The 13107-nt window shown below is 49.8% G+C and carries 14 protein-coding genes and 1 riboswitch; of the genes, 7 read left to right on the forward strand and 7 right to left on the reverse strand.

Annotated elements, in window-relative coordinates; translation table 11 throughout:
• Positions 1 to 34 precede the first annotated feature (34 nt).
• Together KNO72_RS06965 and KNO72_RS06970 are read right to left on the reverse strand one after the other, a co-directional pair.
• Positions 35 to 1339, reverse strand: coding sequence for a nucleobase:cation symporter-2 family protein (locus KNO72_RS06965; RefSeq protein ID WP_214688897.1), 1305 nt, complete (start codon positions 1337 to 1339; stop codon positions 35 to 37).
• A complete protein-coding gene (locus KNO72_RS06970) occupies positions 1336 to 1917 on the reverse strand; it encodes a xanthine phosphoribosyltransferase (protein WP_214688899.1) in 582 nt (193 codons plus the stop codon). The genes KNO72_RS06965 and KNO72_RS06970 overlap by 4 nt, the downstream gene beginning before the upstream one ends.
• Positions 1918 to 1994: 77 nt before the next feature.
• A riboswitch (purine riboswitch) is annotated at positions 1995 to 2096 on the reverse strand.
• A 126-nt stretch (positions 2097 to 2222) separates the two neighbouring features.
• Between KNO72_RS06970 and KNO72_RS06975 the strand changes: the two genes are divergently transcribed.
• Genes KNO72_RS06975 through KNO72_RS06985 form a run of 3 tightly spaced genes read left to right on the forward strand, consistent with a single transcriptional unit; the run spans position 2223 to position 5590 of the window.
• The gene (locus KNO72_RS06975) at positions 2223 to 2831 is read left to right on the forward strand and encodes an NAD(P)-dependent oxidoreductase (RefSeq protein WP_015880458.1); all 609 of its coding nucleotides are present in this window, start codon (positions 2223 to 2225) and stop codon (positions 2829 to 2831) included.
• 60 nt (positions 2832 to 2891) lie between these two features.
• The gene (locus KNO72_RS06980; protein ID WP_015880457.1) at positions 2892 to 4445 is read left to right on the forward strand and encodes an ABC-F family ATP-binding cassette domain-containing protein; all 1554 of its coding nucleotides are present in this window, start codon (positions 2892 to 2894) and stop codon (positions 4443 to 4445) included.
• Between the two features lie 20 nt (positions 4446 to 4465).
• Positions 4466 to 5590: a DUF418 domain-containing protein gene (locus KNO72_RS06985; RefSeq protein ID WP_214757572.1), complete on the forward strand. Its 1125-nt coding sequence runs from the start codon at positions 4466 to 4468 to the stop codon at positions 5588 to 5590.
• 90 nt (positions 5591 to 5680) lie between these two features.
• Here the strand turns inward: KNO72_RS06985 and KNO72_RS06990 are convergent, their stop codons facing one another.
• From KNO72_RS06990 to KNO72_RS07005, 5 genes are all read right to left on the reverse strand, one after another.
• Entirely contained in the window at positions 5681 to 6610 is a 930-nt protein-coding gene (locus tag KNO72_RS06990; RefSeq protein ID WP_214685091.1) for a manganese-dependent inorganic pyrophosphatase, read from the reverse strand.
• 93 nt (positions 6611 to 6703) lie between these two features.
• The gene (locus KNO72_RS15745; protein WP_015880450.1) at positions 6704 to 6838 is read right to left on the reverse strand and encodes a hypothetical protein; all 135 of its coding nucleotides are present in this window, start codon (positions 6836 to 6838) and stop codon (positions 6704 to 6706) included.
• 97 nt (positions 6839 to 6935) lie between these two features.
• Positions 6936 to 7217 carry a HesB/YadR/YfhF family protein gene (locus KNO72_RS06995; protein WP_074034990.1) on the reverse strand — a complete coding sequence of 94 codons (282 nt, stop codon included), beginning with the start codon at positions 7215 to 7217 and terminating at the stop codon, positions 6936 to 6938.
• A 67-nt stretch (positions 7218 to 7284) separates the two neighbouring features.
• The gene (locus tag KNO72_RS07000; protein WP_214685089.1) at positions 7285 to 8244 is read right to left on the reverse strand and encodes a LacI family DNA-binding transcriptional regulator; all 960 of its coding nucleotides are present in this window, start codon (positions 8242 to 8244) and stop codon (positions 7285 to 7287) included.
• A gap of 10 nt (positions 8245 to 8254) precedes the next feature.
• Positions 8255 to 8488, reverse strand: coding sequence for a hypothetical protein (locus tag KNO72_RS07005; protein WP_078146096.1), 234 nt, complete (start codon positions 8486 to 8488; stop codon positions 8255 to 8257).
• 245 nt (positions 8489 to 8733) lie between these two features.
• On the opposite strand from KNO72_RS07005, the gene KNO72_RS07010 reads away from it, so the two are divergent.
• The 4 genes from KNO72_RS07010 (at position 8734) to KNO72_RS07025 (ending at position 13078) form a co-directional block, all read left to right on the forward strand.
• Positions 8734 to 10017 (forward strand): NCS2 family permease, encoded by a 1284-nt coding sequence (locus tag KNO72_RS07010; protein WP_031424359.1) that lies wholly within the window; start codon positions 8734 to 8736, stop codon positions 10015 to 10017.
• Between the two features lie 228 nt (positions 10018 to 10245).
• Positions 10246 to 10983: a (Fe-S)-binding protein gene (locus KNO72_RS07015; protein ID WP_074034994.1), complete on the forward strand. Its 738-nt coding sequence runs from the start codon at positions 10246 to 10248 to the stop codon at positions 10981 to 10983.
• A gap of 2 nt (positions 10984 to 10985) precedes the next feature.
• Positions 10986 to 12386 (forward strand): LutB/LldF family L-lactate oxidation iron-sulfur protein, encoded by a 1401-nt coding sequence (locus tag KNO72_RS07020; protein WP_275060634.1) that lies wholly within the window; start codon positions 10986 to 10988, stop codon positions 12384 to 12386.
• The gene (locus KNO72_RS07025) at positions 12386 to 13078 is read left to right on the forward strand and encodes a LutC/YkgG family protein (protein WP_214688901.1); all 693 of its coding nucleotides are present in this window, start codon (positions 12386 to 12388) and stop codon (positions 13076 to 13078) included. The genes KNO72_RS07020 and KNO72_RS07025 overlap by 1 nt, the downstream gene beginning before the upstream one ends.
• Positions 13079 to 13107: the final 29 nt, after the last annotated feature.

The following is a 13107-nucleotide window of genomic DNA, read 5'->3' on the forward strand; positions in this document are numbered from 1 at the left end:
TCGTGACTCCTCCTAGACTACTATTTCCTTCAGTCTAGCTGACTTGCCGTTCCTCGGCAATGATTGTCCCGGGACGGAATCGGTCCATCATACGGAAAAATCCGTTCAATGCGAGCGCCGTGAATGAACCTGCCACGATAGCACTATCCGTGAACAACTGCAGCCACTCCGGCATGTTTGCGACGATGGCTGGATTGGCGGTAATACCGAGCCCAACACCGATTGAGAGGGCAATGGTAATCAAGTTCTCGTTTTTCGAAAAATCGACCTGGCTCAGAATTCGAATGCCGGAAGCAGCGACCGTTCCGAACATGACGAGCATCGCTCCCCCAAGCACAGGTTTTGGAATCAATGTCGTGAACGTAGCGACTTTCGGAAGGAAGCCGAGCAAGATGAGCAATCCACCTGTCCAGAAGATGACACGGCGCGATTTTACACCTGACAATTGAACAAGTCCGACATTTTGACTGAACGTCGTGTACGGGAAGCTGTTGAAAATCCCTCCGAGAATCGTTGCGACACCTTCCGCACGATACCCTTTCGTCAATTCGTTCGCACCAATCGGCTTTTTCGTGATATCGCTGAGCGCCAAGAATACACCTGTCGATTCAATCATCGAGATAATGGCGACGAGCGTCATGACGAGGATCGCGGACACATCAAATGTCGGCATCCCAAAGTAGAACGGTTGAACCATTTGGAACCAACCCGCTTCCCGGACAGGACTGAAATCGACGAGACCGAGCGAAGCAGCAACCCCTGTTCCGATGAGGACGGCAAAGAGGACAGCAGCGGCGCGTGTGAAGACGGTCCCGACACGGTTCAAGACGAGAATGAGTAAAATCGTAAAGCCACCTAATCCTAGATTCTGCATCGATGCGAATCCAGGCTCACCTGGCATCCCGCCACCGATGTCATTGATGGCGACCGGAATCAGTGAGAGACCAATGATCGTCACGACCGAACCGAGAACGACCGGCGGGAAGAAACGTGCGAGCTTCCCGACAAATCCGGAAATGAGGATAACAATGATTCCACTGGCAATCAACGCGCCATAAATGGCCGTAATTCCATTTGCGCTTCCAATCGCAATCATCGGACCGACCGCCGTGAACGTACATCCGAGGACGACCGGCAATCCGACACCCGTAAAGCGTGTCGTCCATACTTGTAATAACGTCGCTACCCCACACATGAATAAATCAATTGCGACAAGATAGGCGAGTTCGGTTGGACCAAGCCCGATGGCACCCCCGACGATGAGCGGGACGATGGCTGCTCCCGTGTACATCGCGAGTAGATGCTGAAATCCGAGACTTGCTGTCTTGAATGTATTCATCGAACGACCTCCACGAACGAGATATGGTCTTTCTCTAATTTCGCGACGCGCGCTAGCGATTCGACGCGATAACCACGCTCAATCAATTTATCGCGCCCTGGTTGGAACGATTTTTCGATGACGATGCCAACACCTGAAACTTCTGCACCTGCCGCTTCGACGAGTTGTGTCAGCCCGAGTGCCGCTTCCCCGTTCGCGAGGAAGTCATCGATGACAAGAACGCGTTCGCCTGATAAGACGAAACGTCGGCTCAAGCTGATGCGGTTCGTCTCCTGTTTCGTGAACGAATAAACATCCGCTTCGACGAGGTCGTCTTGGAGCGTCAGCGATTTCCGTTTACGCGCGAATACGAACGGGATGCCCATCTCAAGCGCCGTCATCATCGCTGGCGCAATCCCGCTCGATTCGAGTGTGACGATGCGGTCGATTTGAGCGTCTTTGAAACGTTCTGCAAATTCTTTGCCGATGGCTTGCATAAGTACCGGGTCGACTTGATGATTCAAGAAGGCGTCAACTTTCAACACTTGGTCGGATAAGGCCCGACCCTCTTCACGGATTTTGTCTTCTAACTGCTTCATTGTTGTCCCCTCCATTAAAAAATGCGATTCGTCACCCCTCATCGGGAGGCAACGAACCGCATGGAAATCAACGATAGCATACGACAAGCGCCACCCGTAGTCGAACCATTTACGGTAGTTCGGTAGAGACTTGCGGACCATATTTCCGCTGATATACGAGTGCGAATCTATTTATTTAAGATAAACTTTATTGTAGACGAGCTGACGAGAAATGCAATAGGTTGCAATCAAACGGCGAAATGTTCGATTTTTCTGAAACTGCTGTATACTGTATGTATTGGATATGAGAGAGGAGCCTTGCCCTTATGAAGTTATTCGTATTAGGCGCAACCGGTCGGACCGGACATCAATTCATCGACCAAGCCATCGAGCACGGTCATGACGTCACCGCGTTCGTACGTGAACAGAAAAAGTTGATTCGGACCCCACAACTTGAAATCATCGAAGGCGACTTATATGACATCGATGCGTTAACAGAAGCGATGCACGGTCATGATGCGGTCATCAGCTGTCTCGGAACGGATTTGAGCGATCCGGACTTTTTAGCGAGTGTCACGGACAAGCTCGTCCCAGCGATGAAGACGAATGGCATCTCACGCGTCGTCTATTTGGCTTCAGCCGGGATCGACAATGAGATACCGGGACTTGCCGGGAAAGCCATTACGTTCATGCTCCGGAAGCCGCTCCGTGATCATCGGGCAGCCGTGGACTTGTGGCGAAATTCGTCATTCGATTATACGATTGTACGACCGATGCAATTGACGGACGGCCCCCGCACCTCGACGTATCGAACGGCCATCGATGAAGTGCCAGAGAACGGGAAACACATCTCACGGGCAGACGTCGCCCAGTTCATGCTTCATGCGATTGAAGAACAGGAACACGTACGGGAGTCAGTCGGACTGGCGTACTAATTTGATCCAATTCATGCTACAATATCGGGTAGTTTACTTTGAAAGGAACGAAAACGAATTATGAGTATATTAACGGTACAAAACTTGAGCCACGGCTTTGGTGACCGCGCTATTTTGAACGATGTCTCTTTCCGCCTCTTAAAAGGGGAGCATATCGGTCTCGTTGGAGCAAACGGTGAAGGAAAATCGACGTTCATGAACATCATCACGCGCAAGCTGCAACCGGATGAAGGGAAAATCGAATGGGCGAAAAACGTCCGTGTCGGTTACCTCGATCAACACGCAGTACTTGAGCGCGGGATGACGATTCGGGACGTCTTGAAAGGTGCTTTCCAATACCTGATTGACATGGAGACGCGCATCGGCGAACTCTACATGGAGATGGGTGACGCGACGCCGGAACAGATGGAAGACATGCTTGCGGAGGTCGGTGAGCTTCAAGAAACGCTCGACTCGAACGACTTTTACATCATCGATGCGAAAGTAGAAGAAGTCGCACGCGGCCTCGGTATTTTAGACGTCGGACTCGACCGGGACGTCACGGACTTGTCAGGTGGACAGCGTACGAAAGTATTGCTCGCGAAGTTGCTTTTAGAGAAGCCAGATATCTTGCTCCTCGATGAGCCGACCAACTATTTGGATGAAGTGCATATCGAGTGGTTGAAACGCTATCTTCAAAACTATGACAATGCCTTCATCTTGATCTCCCACGATATCCCGTTCTTAAATAGTGTCATCAACTTGGTCTACCATATGGAAAACCAAGAGTTGAACCGCTATGTTGGGGACTATGACAAGTTCATGGAAGTGTACGAGATGAAGCGTTCGCAACTTGAAGCCGCCTATAAGCGTCAGCAAGCCGAAATCGCGGATTTGAAAGACTTCGTTGCCCGAAACAAAGCGCGTGTGTCGACACGAAACATGGCGATGTCACGTCAGAAGAAACTCGATAAGATGGATGTCATCGAATTGAGTGCGGAACGTCCGAAACCAGAATTCCGCTTCTTGCAGGCACGTACATCGGGGCGCCTCATCTTTGATGCGAAAGGTCTCGTCATCGGATACGATGAGCCACTCTCACGTCCGCTCGACCTTCAGATGGAGCGCGGTCAAAAGATTGCCCTCGTCGGAGCGAACGGAATCGGGAAGACGACGCTCTTGAAGAGCTTACTCGGCTTGATCAACCCGCTTGAAGGGACAGTCGAACGCGGTGAGTTTCTTGAGATGGGTTACTTCGAACAGGAAGCCGCATCAAGCAACAACACGTGTATCGAAGAGATTTGGAGCGAATTCCCGTCACTCAACCAACAGCAAGTACGCGCGATGCTCGCGAAATGCGGTCTCATGACGAAGCACATTGAAAGTAAAATCTCTGTCCTCAGTGGTGGAGAAAAGGCGAAAGTACGTCTTTGCAAACTCTTAAACAACGAAACGAACTTACTCTTACTCGATGAGCCGACGAACCACTTGGACGTCGACGCGAAGGAAGAGTTGAAGCGTGCGTTGAAAGAGTACAAAGGAAGCGTCCTCCTCATCAGTCACGAACCAGAATTCTATGAGGATATCGTCACAGACGTCTGGAACTGTGAATCGTGGACGACGAAAGTATTCTAATTCAGTAAAGGACGTGTCGTATGGCTGGCCCAATTCAAACGAATGAACGGATTATTTTGTATGACATTATCCGAGGGTTTGCCCTCTGCGGCATTTTCCTCGTCAATATCCCGAGCATGCTCGGGAGCGACTGGATGTTTGGTCGTCCCGACTATTACGGGAACGACTTGTTCGTCCGCACGCTCTTTGACTTGTTCGTGCAGACGAAGTTTTATACGATTTTCTCCCTCTTATTCGGGATCGGCTTTTCGATTTTCCTCGAGCGTTCTTACGCTCGTGGCGAATCGGTCAGTCGTTACATACGCCGTATTGCGATTCTTTTCTTATTCGGTCTCGCGCATTTGGCGATTTGGTCAGGTGACATCTTACATACGTATGCGATGTGGGGCTTATTGCTTCCTCTCTTTTATGGGTTGAGTAACCGCGCGATATTGACATGGGCGTGGAGTTTATTGGTTGGAAGTTTCTTACTATTCAATGTTGCCCCTATCTATGTAGAGTGGGCTTTTGGATACATGTATTTAGGAGAGTCGTTCCCGAGGGTCTTTAATTCAGGCTTCGGTCCTTGGCTAGACTATCGATTCGACAACGAGATTTTTACTATGATTCAAAATTCACTTTTTGTCGGAATCGAGATTCTCGGTCTGTTCTTACTCGGTCTCTTCATCGGACGGGAACGAAAGCTTCTGACTTGGAGTATCCAAGGATTGACCCGGACTGCTGCTATCTGCGCAATAGCAGCCATACCATTCTGGGGAATCATCATCTGGCATCATTACGGTGATGGCGCCTCTTATATGTCCACGAACTCAGCAGCCGTATGGATTTCCGGAAAACTGCTCGCTACAACGTACATCTGCCTGTTCACCATCGCCGTTCGAAAAGGTCGGACGTTCGCCCCGCTTCAAGCACTCGGTCGAATGGCACTCACGAACTATCTGACACATACGTTGATCATTGTCTTGCCAGTGATCGCACTCGGGGCGTACGGGGCGCTTTCCTTAACCGAAGGTCTATTCCTCAGCATCGCCATTTTGATTGCGCAGTCGTTCTTCTCGATGTGGTGGCTAAAGACTCACCGTTACGGACCGTTTGAGAAACTATGGCGTCTCGGAACATACGGACGACAAACAAAATCATCCTAAGATCGGACTTCATTGTCCGGTCTTTTTTTAAATAAAAACTGCAGACGAATGAACGTCTGCAGTTCCGCTCGAGGCCACGGCTTCGAGTTTTTATTTTGTTGCCGCTTCCGTTAAGAATGGCACGATTTGCTTCTTACGTGAGACGACGCCAGGAAGTGTCGCCAATCCGTTTTGAAGGGTCACGTTGAACGCTTGTTCGAAGAGTTCGGGTTTTGGTCCGACAACGATGGCTTCCGAATCGTTCGTCAAAATGTTCGTGATGGCGAATACGAACAAGTCTAAGTTTTTCGCCGCAACCGTTTTGGCAATCGCCGCCTCGACTTCCGCTTTACGGTTCAAGACATCGTTCGCATCGACCGTGTTCACTTGTGCGATTTCGACACGATAGTCGCCCATCGCGAATTCTTTCGCATCGAGTGAGATGAGTTCTTCAATCGTTTTTTGGCTAAGGTCCGCACCGGCTTTGAGCATCTCAAGACCGTATGTTTCTGCATCGACGCCAGCAATCTCCGCAAGTTCTTTCGCTGCTTTGATATCTTCACCTGTGCATGTCGGCGATTTGAAGAGAAGCGAGTCTGAGATGATGGCGGAAAGCATTAAGCCGGCCATATCCGCTGCGATTTCGACACCATGCTCTTTATACAACTTCAACAAGATTGTCGCCGTACATCCGACTGGCTCCGCACGATAGTAGAGCGGGTCTGCCGTTTGGAAGTTTGCGATACGGTGGTGGTCGATGACCTCAAGGATTCGCACGTCTTCAATCCCGTCCGCACTTTGTTGGAACTCGTTATGGTCAACCAAGATAACTTCTTCCGCCTCACCTTTCACGCTTTCAATCAAGCGTGGTGCTTTCACACGGAAGTGATCGAGCGCATATTGTGTTTCGCCGTTCACTTCACCGAGACGGACCGCTTCTGCGTCCATCCCTAATTTCTTTTTCAACTCGGCATAGGCGAGCGCTGACGTGATTGTGTCGGTATCTGGATTTTTATGTCCAAAGACTAGTACTGTACTCATGTCTCATTCTCCTCACTAAATAGTTTTCCCCTATCCATTATAACGTCCACGGCATTTCTTTCAATTCCCAAACAAAAAGAGCCGTGTCGGCTCTTATGCTTGTTCATCTTCATCTGTCTCTTCGAGGTCGGAATGATCTCCTTTTGAATCTTCTTCATGGGAGATGTCCGGCTGATCTCGCTTCAACTTTTCTTTTTCTTCTTGTTCACGCTTTTCTTTGTCTGACATATCGTGTCATCCTTTCGAAAATCCGACTTGTCATAATCTGTTCCCCAAGCCAGATTTCGTCAAACGACATTTCACTAAACGTAAACAAACTGAAACGTCAGGCCTGCACGAAGACGATTTCTTCTCCGCGAAGTTCGACTTTCACGTCTTGTCCTTGGAACAACCACTCATCTTGTTCCGCCACGACAAAACGAATGCCGTCTTCTTCGGTCTCAACAGCCGCATTGTTCACGTCTTCTGTGATGACCCCGACAGAAAAACCGTGCGTCAAGTCTGTCGAACCCCCATACTTTGCAAACAAACGAACCGTTTGGCCTGCTTCGACTTCCATTTCTTCTTTAAACCATTGGAGCGCTTCTTCTGTTACTTGAATCTTCATAACATCTCCTCCTCTCGACTACTCCTTTCATTCTAAACGTTTCAAAAGAGTCGAGCGAGGAAGTTGCCTAAAGTGTTGTGCCAACTTGATAGCTCACCGTCATGCCATGCGTCTCCGGTTGCGCACCATTCATTTCAGCGAGCGTCGTTTCAAATAAACGTCGCCCGATTTCTTCATTCGGTGAGAGCATCGTCGACAGTCCGAATGCATGACCGATCGGATGTCCGTCAAACCCGAGCATGGCGACTTCCTGAGGAATCTTGATGTCTCGCCGTTGCATCTCTCCTAAAAATCCGAGGGCGACATAATCGGACGAGAAAAAGAGCGCTCGAGGACGCTCTTTTTGAGAGAGGAACGTTTCAGCTAGCCGAATACCGTCCTCACTCGTCAAATAGCCCGTCCAAATCCATTGCTCACGCGCATGCGCTACTTCATCGAAATAGGCTTGCTGACGCGCAAGGGAACTCGGACTATGGCTTCTTGACAAGATGATTCCAATCTCTTCGTATCCGTATTGCTGTAACACACGAATACCTGATACGAACGACGCGTAATGATCGACATGGATCGACGAAATTGTCTCCGGTGCACCGACGGTCGCCACAGCAATCGGTCCGTACACGCGATATGTCTCCATTTCCTTAAAGGACATCTCATGAGACAAGACGATCGCCCCATCGACTTCACGGTGCTTCAATAAATCGAGCGCTTGTCGTTCCTCGCTCAGTTTATACTCCGTCTGCCACATGACGAGGCGATAATCGTGCTCGAGCGCCGCCTTGGCGAGCCCATTAACGAAGAAACCGTAATAAGGATGATTCATATAAGGTAGGATGACGACGATTCGTTGCGTCTTCCCTGTCGACAACGTCAACGCCTGTTGATTTCGCAAATACCCGAGCTCCTTCATTGCCGCATGTACACGGGTTCGTTTTTCTTTCGATACGTACGGATGCTCGTTCAGGACGCGTGAGACCGTCGTCACCGAAACGTCAGCGTGCTTCGCGATATCTCGAATGTTTGCCATTCATCTCACCTCAACTTGTAAGCCTTTGCATATAGTGTACCCACTCTGCTTGCTGACTGTCACCTCTTTCGACGACTTGACAACGAATCGCTTGAACGAGACGGAAGCGCTCCTCTAACGGCAGATGAAGAAACTCTTCACGGAAACGAGTACACAACATTTTCCCAAACGGTGTGTACAACTGATTGATGACGAGCTCGTATACGATTCCACAGCACCATGTTTTCCACGTTGTCGGTTTCATATCGGTTCCCCTCCCTTTGTCTATACCGTATCTTCTGAAACGCGTTTCAGAGCAAGCATCTTTTTTAATAAAGTTTATTTCCGAACATTATTTGTCTTCAAATTTCATTTTTCATGTTTTTTACTCAAAACAATTGACGGGAATCAAACATTTTTGTATAGTCATCAAGTTGAAAACGTTAATTTAAGAATTTTCCTCAATTAATGTTCGGAAATAGACTGAAATAAGGAGTTTTATCGATGAATATCTTTCAATTAAAACAACATGGTACGAATGTTAAACAGGAAGTGACTGCTGGGATCACAACGTTCGTGACGATGGCGTACATCTCTGTCGTCAACCCAGCGATTCTATCTGACGCAGGGATTCCGTTCGCACAAGCATTCACGGCGACAATTATTGCCATCCTCATCGGAACAGGCTTGATGGCGTTTTATGCGAACTTACCGATCGCTGTAGCACCCGGGATGGGGCTCAATGCATTCTTCGCTTACACGCTTGTCGCTCAAGAACAGATTGCCCCGTCCGCCGCGCTCGGTGTCGTCTTCGTCTCGTCCGTCTTCTTCTTGATTTTGTCGCTCTCTCCAATTCGGACGAAGTTGATTCAAGCGATTCCGACTTCGTTGAAGCATGCCATCACGACCGGAATCGGTCTTTTCATCGCTTCACTCGGATTAAAACTATCAGGTTTGATCGTTGCTGATGAAGCGAACTTGGTGCGTCTCGGTGACGTGTCTTCTCCAGAAGTACTACTTGTACTCGGTGGTTTGATCGTCTCGGCACTCCTCTTTTCACGAAACGTACCCGGTTCTTTACTCATCGGGATGGTACTCACGGGGATTGCAGCATACTTCATGGATATCTTAAAAATCGATGGTGTCACGGCGATGCCAACACTTCCGGAAGGGCTCATGGTCAACCCCGTGACGGCATTTAGTGATGTCATTCAATACGGTTTGTTCGGTGCTGTCCTCTCGTTCTTCCTCGTCACGCTTTTTGATACGACAGGTACGCTTGTCGGTGTCGGAAAACAGGCAGGTCTCTTAAAAGAAGATGGAACAATTGAGAATGGTCACCGTGCACTCTTTGCCGATTCACTTGCCACAATGGGTGGATCACTCGTCGGAACGAGCCCGTCTACGGCATACATCGAGTCTGCTGCCGGTGTCGCGCAAGGTGGACGTACAGGTCTCACGACGGCCGTCGTCGCTGGTTTATTCGGATTGACACTCTTCTTCAGCCCACTTATCGGCGCCATTTCTGGCGTAGCGGCAATCACAGCTCCCGCCTTGATCATCGTCGGTGCACTCATGTTGACGAATGTCCGGTACATCGACTGGAGCGACTTTAGCGAATACTTCCCGGCTTTCATGACGATTTTGATCATGCCTTTGTCAGGAAGCATCGAACGCGGCATCGCCTTCGGGTTCATCTTGTACCCGATCTTCAAAGCGATGAACAAAGAGACGGTTCACCCGCTCATCTACTTGTTCGGCGCACTCTTCATCTTGGAAATGTTCTTCCTATAAGTTAGACAAAAGATCCTCGTCATGTGTCGAGGATTTTTTTCTGTTATACGTACTTCCTACCTGTTTTATATCAGAAACGAGATGAATATCGGTTCAGTGAGATACGTTATCAATTAGACAGGATTTTACAAATAAATCAGTTTTTCTCCTCATTTTTCTGTCACTTTCCTACGCTTTATGAAATAATGACGTTGAAATCGTTATCATCAGAGGAAAGAAGGAATGGCTATGCCGAATGTAGCTTTATTCGTCACTTGTTTATCTGATACGTTGTTTCCATCCGTCGGACAAGCGACAGTCGAACTACTCGAACATTTAGGGTGCGAGGTGACGTTCCCCTTTGAGCAGACATGCTGTGGGCAGCCTGCCTACAACAGCGGCTATCATGAGGAGACGAAAAAGGTTGCCAAGCACATGATTGAAACATTTGAACAAGCAGATGCAGAATATATCGTCGGACCATCGGGGTCGTGTGTCATGATGATGCGCGACTACCCGCATTTGTTCCAAGATGATCCTGTGTGGGGTCCTCGCGCTGAAGCGCACGCCGCCAAAACGTTCGAACTGACACAGTTCATCGTCGATGTGCTCGAAGTCACTGATGTCGGTGCCAAGTTTCCCGCCAAAGCGACCTATCATGCGTCTTGTCACATGACCCGCCTCCTCGGAATCGAAGCAGCTCCCGGAAAGTTGCTCGGAAACGTCGATGGACTGACGATGGTCCCCCTCGCGAACGTACATAACTGTTGCGGGTTCGGTGGGACCTTCTCCGTCAAGATGCCAGATGTGTCGGTGCAGATGGTAGATGAAAAAGTCGATTCCATCTTACAGTCAGGCGCAGAGGTGTTGATCGGAGCGGATGCGTCATGTCTGATGAACATCGGCGGACGTCTTCATAAACAGGGACATCCGATTAAAGTGATGCATATTGCCGAAGTGTTGAACGAAGGAGTGAAGCAAGCATGAGCATGGGGATTCGATTGGATGAGAAGTTTCAAGATCGACGAAAAGATGGAATCGAAGATGCGTTCATGCGGCAGGCCGTCAGTTCGGCTCAAAACCGTCTACGGGATGGCCGGTTGAATGCTGCAGGTGAACTCGGGGACTGGGAAGCGTTTCGCGACCATTCGGAAGAAATTCGTCAACATGTGCTGGAACATCTGGACTATTACTTATATCAATTGAGCGAGAATGTCTCAAAACGTGGTGGAAGCGTCTTTTTCGCGGAGACACCGGAAGAAGCGAACCGCTACATCCGAGAAGTCGTCCGGTCGAAACAAGCCAAACATGTCGTGAAATCGAAATCGATGGTCACGGAAGAAATCGGCTTGAACGAGGCACTTCAGGAAGAAGGATGTACTGTCGTCGAATCCGATCTCGGTGAATGGATTTTACAACTCGACGAAGATCCACCGTCTCACATCGTCGCCCCGGCCCTGCATAAAGACCGCGACGCTGTGCATGAGACGTTCACTGCCCACGGCTACAGCGGGTCGAACGATCCGACTGAACTTGGACGCTATGCACGACAAGAACTACGAAAAGACTTTTTGAAGGCAGAAGTCGGCATCACCGGCTGTAATTTCGCCATCGCAGAGAGTGGAGCCGTCGGGCTTGTGACCAACGAAGGGAACGGACGCATGGTGACGTCGCTCCCTGATACGGTCATCTCTGTCATGGGCATGGAACGCGTCGTCCCGTCTTATGAAGAGTTCGAGGTGCTCGTCAACATGCTTTGTCGAAGCGCGGTCGGTCAGCGACTCACGTCATACATCACGACGTTCGCCGGGACGCGCGCGGTCGGTGAAGTCGATGGACCAGAAGAGTTCCATCTTGTCATCGTCGACAACAAGCGTTCTGGTATTCTCGGGACACAGTTCCAATCGGTGTTGCAATGCATCCGCTGCGCGGCCTGTATCAACGTCTGTCCCGTCTATCGCCATATCGGTGGTCACGCGTACGGGTCAATCTATCCAGGTCCGATTGGTGCCGTCTTGGCTCCGCTTCTTGACGGATACGAGAACTATAAAGAACTCCCCTATGCGTCGAGTCTCTGTGGCGCCTGTACGGAGGCGTGTCCTGTAAAGATTCCGCTGCATGAGCTGTTGATTGAACATCGACGCGTCATCGTAGAGGAGAAAAAGCAATCACCTTTCGTGGAGCGGATTGCGATGAAAGGATTTGCCGTCACCGCTTCGAGTCCATTCTTATTCGAAGCAGCGGAACATGTCGCACCGTTTGCGACATCACCGTTCGCCACCTCGGGTCAGATTGAGAAAGGGCTACCGGCTTGGACGGACTCGAAAGACTTGCCGCAGCCGAACAAACAGACCGTCCGAGATTGGTTCAAGAAACGGGGGAATGCCTGATGAATCCTGGTACAATCACAAACCGTGAGGACTTTCTACAACGAATCGCCAAGCAACTCGGTCGTGAGGTCAAGCTCACGCCGCCAAAACGGGAATATACACATCGTCCGCAAGATGAGGTGTTGAAAGACGCGAGTGAAGAAGAGCTGCTCGAGACGTTCCGCATGGTCGCGACCCGAATCCATACCGATTTGGTGGAATGTGAATCTGCGAAGCTTGATGATACGCTTCGCCTCTTGATTGAACGCTATCATGGCGCACGGATTCTCGCAGAAAACGATGAGCGAATTTCCGCTTGGGCACCTACAACAAGTGAGACGTTTGATTGGTGGGATTCGTCACAACCCGAAGCGAGTCGAGAGCTTGCCATTCGAGCGGACATCGGCATCACGATTGCGGATGCGGCATTTGCTGAAAGTGCGACAATCGTCCAATATGCGAAGCCTGGTAGATCACGGACAATCAGTCTGTTACCACAAGACCATATCGCAATCATCCCGAAATCTGTCCTTGTCCCACGTATGACGCAAACGGCACAACAACTTGCCACACTCGACCGAGACAGTCTCCATTCCCCGAACGGTGTCAATTTCATCTCTGGTCCGTCGAACTCGGCCGACATCGAGATGAACCTCATCGTCGGCGTTCATGGTCCTGTTCGAGTCGCCTATGTGTTGGTACATGATTTATAAGTATAGCCCCTCCATCGATCGATGGAGGG

The organism is Exiguobacterium sp. s123 (assembly GCF_018617075.1).
Lineage (GTDB): Bacteria > Bacillota > Bacilli > Exiguobacteriales > Exiguobacteriaceae > Exiguobacterium > Exiguobacterium profundum.

Coding starts and splice junctions, on each gene's coding strand:
- KNO72_RS06965 (WP_214688897.1), bottom strand. CDS start 1,339: ATGAATACATTCAAGACAGCAAGTCTCGGATTTCAGCATCTACTCGCG.
- KNO72_RS06970 (WP_214688899.1), bottom strand. CDS start 1,917: ATGAAGCAGTTAGAAGACAAAATCCGTGAAGAGGGTCGGGCCTTATCC.
- KNO72_RS06975 (WP_015880458.1), top strand. CDS start 2,223: ATGAAGTTATTCGTATTAGGCGCAACCGGTCGGACCGGACATCAATTC.
- KNO72_RS06980 (WP_015880457.1), top strand. CDS start 2,892: ATGAGTATATTAACGGTACAAAACTTGAGCCACGGCTTTGGTGACCGC.
- KNO72_RS06985 (WP_214757572.1), top strand. CDS start 4,466: ATGGCTGGCCCAATTCAAACGAATGAACGGATTATTTTGTATGACATT.
- KNO72_RS06990 (WP_214685091.1), bottom strand. CDS start 6,610: ATGAGTACAGTACTAGTCTTTGGACATAAAAATCCAGATACCGACACA.
- KNO72_RS15745 (WP_015880450.1), bottom strand. CDS start 6,838: ATGTCAGACAAAGAAAAGCGTGAACAAGAAGAAAAAGAAAAGTTGAAG.
- KNO72_RS06995 (WP_074034990.1), bottom strand. CDS start 7,217: ATGAAGATTCAAGTAACAGAAGAAGCGCTCCAATGGTTTAAAGAAGAA.
- KNO72_RS07000 (WP_214685089.1), bottom strand. CDS start 8,244: ATGGCAAACATTCGAGATATCGCGAAGCACGCTGACGTTTCGGTGACG.
- KNO72_RS07005 (WP_078146096.1), bottom strand. CDS start 8,488: ATGAAACCGACAACGTGGAAAACATGGTGCTGTGGAATCGTATACGAG.
- KNO72_RS07015 (WP_074034994.1), top strand. CDS start 10,246: ATGCCGAATGTAGCTTTATTCGTCACTTGTTTATCTGATACGTTGTTT.
- KNO72_RS07020 (WP_275060634.1), top strand. CDS start 10,986: ATGGGGATTCGATTGGATGAGAAGTTTCAAGATCGACGAAAAGATGGA.
- KNO72_RS07025 (WP_214688901.1), top strand. CDS start 12,386: ATGAATCCTGGTACAATCACAAACCGTGAGGACTTTCTACAACGAATC.